Annotated in this window: 2 protein-coding genes; both read left to right on the forward strand. The window is 30.4% G+C overall.

What is annotated here, in order from left to right; all coding sequences use genetic code 11:
• Positions 1 to 165 precede the first annotated feature (165 nt).
• Positions 166 to 300, forward strand: a complete 135-nt coding sequence (locus tag FHL06_RS14965) for a hypothetical protein (RefSeq protein ID WP_255883807.1) — start codon at positions 166 to 168, stop codon at positions 298 to 300.
• 227 nt (positions 301 to 527) lie between these two features.
• The gene (locus tag FHL06_RS12715) at positions 528 to 1,532 is read left to right on the forward strand and encodes a protein rep (protein ID WP_153386952.1); all 1,005 of its coding nucleotides are present in this window, start codon (positions 528 to 530) and stop codon (positions 1,530 to 1,532) included.
• The last annotated feature ends 147 nt before the right edge of the window (positions 1,533 to 1,679 follow it).

Raw genomic sequence — 1,679 nt, forward strand, 5'->3', positions numbered from 1 at the left:
ACCCTTAACTAAACTTGCAGACGAATGTCGGCATAGCGTGAGCTATTAAGCCGACCATTCGACAAGTTTTGGGATTGTTAAGGGTTCCGAGGCTCAACGTCAATAAAGCAATTGGAATAAAGCAATTATGTTTAGTAGCATAAAAAATAAAAAGGAGAGTTTGTTTTGAACTTTGGTAAATATTATTTAGATTCCTTTTGGGTAACTGGGATCATTGCTTTATTATTATTTAGTTTTACGATGCCCCTTCTTTTAATCATTGCTTTAGCTATTTTAGTTTATGGAATTGAACGAAAATAAGAAGTATGTAGGTGGTTTTGAATTGGGTTTTGAAACGAGTTGAAAACGAGTTTCTTCTTGTCTTGATACTATATAGAAATAACAATCTTTTTTAATATCATCTTAAAACCTTGATATAACAGCGTTTTGATTGTTTTTTAGTGTATAAAATAAAATTTGACATAAAAAAGCTCCAGTAATAAGATTGAAGCATCTACTCATCAACTTAATACTGGAGGTCTTTTTATATGCAAGACAATCATACAAAATATATAGACGAAAATCAAGATAATGAAACATTAAAAGATATGACGAAAAGTGGGAAACAACGCCCATGGAGAGAAAAGAAAATTGATAATGTAAGTTATGCAGATATACTGGAAATCTTAAAAATAAAAAAGGCTTTTAACGTAAAACAATGTGGTAACGTCTTAGAATTCAAGCCGACTGATGAAGGTTATTTGAAATTACATAAGACATGGTTTTGTAAATCGAAATTATGCCCAGTTTGTAATTGGAGGCGTGCTATGAAAAATAGTTATCAAGCTCAAAGAGTGATTGAAGAAGTCGTTAAAGAAAAGCCTAAAGCGCGTTGGTTATTTTTAACACTTTCAACAAAAAACGCGATAGATGGAGATACTTTAGAACAAAGTTTAAATCATCTAACCAAGTCATTTCATAGATTAACTAAGTATAAAAAAGTTAGTAAAAATTTAATTGGTTTTATGCGTTCGACTGAGGTTACAGTTAATAAAAATGATGGTAGTTACAATCAACATATGCATGTTTTATTGTGTGTTGAAAGTAAATATTTTAGAGGTTCTGAGAATTATATTTCACAGAATGATTGGATCGATTTGTGGCAAAAAGCATTACAAGTTAATTATCGACCAGTAGTAAATATTAAAGCGATCAAACCAAATCAAAAAGGTGATAAAGATATTCAAGCAGCAATCAAAGAAACCTCAAAATATTCGGTTAAGTCATCTGATTTTTTAACTGATGACGATGAAAAAAATCAAGAAATCGTAAATGATTTAGAAAAAGGTTTATATCGAAAACGTATGTTGAGTTATGGTGGATTACTTAAACAAAAACATAAAATTTTAAATTTAGACGATGCTGAAGATGGCAATTTAATTAATACAAGTGACGAAGATAAAACAACAGACGAAGAAGAAAAAGCACATTCAATTACGGCAATTTGGAATTTTGAAAAACAAAATTATTACTTAAAAGATTTGAAACGTTAGCTTAAAAGCTAGCGTTTTTTTAAGTCTTTTTGCCCCTGCGGGAACTATAGCGTTCAACCAGTATGGTTGCCCAGTTTTTACGCAAAAAATAATTTTGTGCGTAACTGGGCAGTGTTTATTTTTTTCTGTCCAGTTTGCTAAATTTTT

The organism is Companilactobacillus halodurans, assembly GCF_009600985.1.
GTDB lineage: Bacteria > Bacillota > Bacilli > Lactobacillales > Lactobacillaceae > Companilactobacillus > Companilactobacillus halodurans.

Bases quoted from the DNA above. Each gene is read 5' to 3' on its own strand.
- FHL06_RS12715 (WP_153386952.1), top strand. From the start codon at position 528: ATGCAAGACAATCATACAAAATATATAGACGAAAATCAAGATAATGAA.